Annotated in this window: 1 CRISPR repeat array. The window is 66.2% G+C overall.

Going from position 1 to position 2,775, the window contains the following annotated elements:
* Positions 1-5: 5 nt before the first annotated feature.
* Positions 6-2,775: a CRISPR direct-repeat array (repeat unit 28 nt; unit sequence GGCTCATCCCCGCTTACGCGGGGCGGAC).

The following is a 2,775-nucleotide window of genomic DNA, read 5'->3' as shown; positions in this document are numbered from 1 at the left end:
TGCCGGGGCTCATCCCCGCTTACGCGGGGCGGACGCATTCATCTCCGCCTGAATCTCCAGCGCTTTAGGCTCATCCCCGCTTACGCGGGGCGGACCACCAAAGGTCCCGGGAACAACAGCTGGAAAGGGGCTCATCCCCGCTTACGCGGGGCGGACTGGCAGACATGGGAGGCCCCGTACCTCGTCCAGGGCTCATCCCCGCTTACGCGGGGCGGACGGTGCGCTACAGGGCATCTGGACAGGGATGCAGGGCTCATCCCCGCTTACGCGGGGCGGACTTTCCGACGATGGTGGCGGCGACGTTTTCGAGGGGCTCATCCCCGCTTACGCGGGGCGGACGCGCGACGCTGCGCACTCTCATCGCATCGATAGGGCTCATCCCCGCTTACGCGGGGCGGACACCGCGACCACTCCGACGTGGGCGGCACGCCGGGGCTCATCCCCGCTTACGCGGGGCGGACGCTTCCTCCTCGTTGAGTTCAATCCACTTAGCGGGCTCATCCCCGCTTACGCGGGGCGGACCTGCCGCCCCGAGGTCTTGCAATTCTGCGGGGGGCTCATCCCCGCTTACGCGGGGCGGACTCTGCAAAGACTGGATAAACAAGCCGCTCTGCGGGCTCATCCCCGCTTACGCGGGGCGGACTCTTGCTTACAACCCCATTATATGCCACCCCGGGGCTCATCCCCGCTTACGCGGGGCGGACAGATTCTCCGTGATGTCGATAACCTCAGCGCCGGGCTCATCCCCGCTTACGCGGGGCGGACGTCTGTTGAGATTCCGGTGTCGCGCCTCGTCGGGGCTCATCCCCGCTTACGCGGGGCGGACAAGCACCTTGAGGACGCGCTGCGCGCCCTACAGGGCTCATCCCCGCTTACGCGGGGCGGACTGCAGCCTCTTGTTAATCAGCTCGTTTGTCTGGGGCTCATCCCCGCTTACGCGGGGCGGACATCGCGAATATCGACAGCCGCACGCACATCATGGGCTCATCCCCGCTTACGCGGGGCGGACGGCTATCACTTCTCACTGGCAGGCCGCGCCGCGGGCTCATCCCCGCTTACGCGGGGCGGACTCCTTGCCTAGGGTGATGGCAGATCCGGTAGTGGGCTCATCCCCGCTTACGCGGGGCGGACTTCAAAAAAAGGATGAAAAAGGAGCGCAACCGGGGCTCATCCCCGCTTACGCGGGGCGGACGTGGTTCCCCGGCGTCGATCTGGAGATGATGCGGGCTCATCCCCGCTTACGCGGGGCGGACCGTCCACTAGGCCGTCCACGATTGGCTTGGATGGGCTCATCCCCGCTTACGCGGGGCGGACTCACAGACGAACTCGCCAACCAAACCCGAATCCGGCTCATCCCCGCTTACGCGGGGCGGACGGCTGTGGTTGAGGCACAGAAGGCGGCTAAGGCGGCTCATCCCCGCTTACGCGGGGCGGACTCCTTCTTTTTACGGACGCGACCACGCCCATCCGGCTCATCCCCGCTTACGCGGGGCGGACTGTAGGCGAGGTTTTCAAGGTTGGTCATTGCGGGGCTCATCCCCGCTTACGCGGGGCGGACTGATTACCAGCACAGCATGGCAGCGGACGGTAGGGCTCATCCCCGCTTACGCGGGGCGGACTCAAGCTCATCCTGCACCCGCCACCTAGCCGTAGGCTCATCCCCGCTTACGCGGGGCGGACATCCGCGTCTGGTTGGGTGCGGCGCTGGATTACGGCTCATCCCCGCTTACGCGGGGCGGACTCCTAACCAGCCAGGGGAGATATGTCCATCTACGGCTCATCCCCGCTTACGCGGGGCGGACCTTATTCGGAGTCGGCGCAAAAGGATGCGGCGGGGCTCATCCCCGCTTACGCGGGGCGGACGAGTCGGCGGCGGGGGCGGTGTCTTGCTCGCTGGGCTCATCCCCGCTTACGCGGGGCGGACTCAAAGATGGACTTGAAGAGGTTCATCGCCGTGGGCTCATCCCCGCTTACGCGGGGCGGACGGGGTAACAATCCCCTACCCCGCTAATCAGGTGGGCTCATCCCCGCTTACGCGGGGCGGACGCCATTGTCTTCGACTTGATAGTGTGAGCTTGCGGCTCATCCCCGCTTACGCGGGGCGGACTACGGGCTAATGGTCAACCGCTACCTAGACACCGGCTCATCCCCGCTTACGCGGGGCGGACTATTCATCTTCTTCCTCTTTCTCTTTCTTGATGGGCTCATCCCCGCTTACGCGGGGCGGACTACACAACCCTGGATGAGGTAGCGCACGACGTCGGCTCATCCCCGCTTACGCGGGGCGGACCCGGGCCAGTCTTACCGATAGGCCCCGGTGTGGGGCTCATCCCCGCTTACGCGGGGCGGACTCGATGGTACGGCGATACCGGGCCATCGGTACGGGCTCATCCCCGCTTACGCGGGGCGGACGTCATTGCTGTCCTTCGAGGATTGTGGTGATTGGGCTCATCCCCGCTTACGCGGGGCGGACGTACTCCGCGCGGGTGCATGGTCGCTCGACGCGGGCTCATCCCCGCTTACGCGGGGCGGACGGGGCGATGGTGGCGAGCTGTTCGCGTGCCATGGGCTCATCCCCGCTTACGCGGGGCGGACTGCCACGAGAGCAATCCGATTTTGTGAAGGCAGGGCTCATCCCCGCTTACGCGGGGCGGACCAGTTATCCAAGCCTCCCATGCAGTCCAGACACGGCTCATCCCCGCTTACGCGGGGCGGACCGCGGAATGCAGCGAAGGTCGGCAATGATGTTGGGCTCATCCCCGCTTACGCGGGGCG

The sequence above is a fragment of the Corynebacterium sp. HMSC06C06 genome (assembly GCF_001807295.1).
GTDB classification, from domain to species: domain Bacteria; phylum Actinomycetota; class Actinomycetes; order Mycobacteriales; family Mycobacteriaceae; genus Corynebacterium; species Corynebacterium striatum.
Note: the sequence above shows the minus strand (reverse complement) of the source record. Positions and strands in the feature narration are given on the sequence as shown.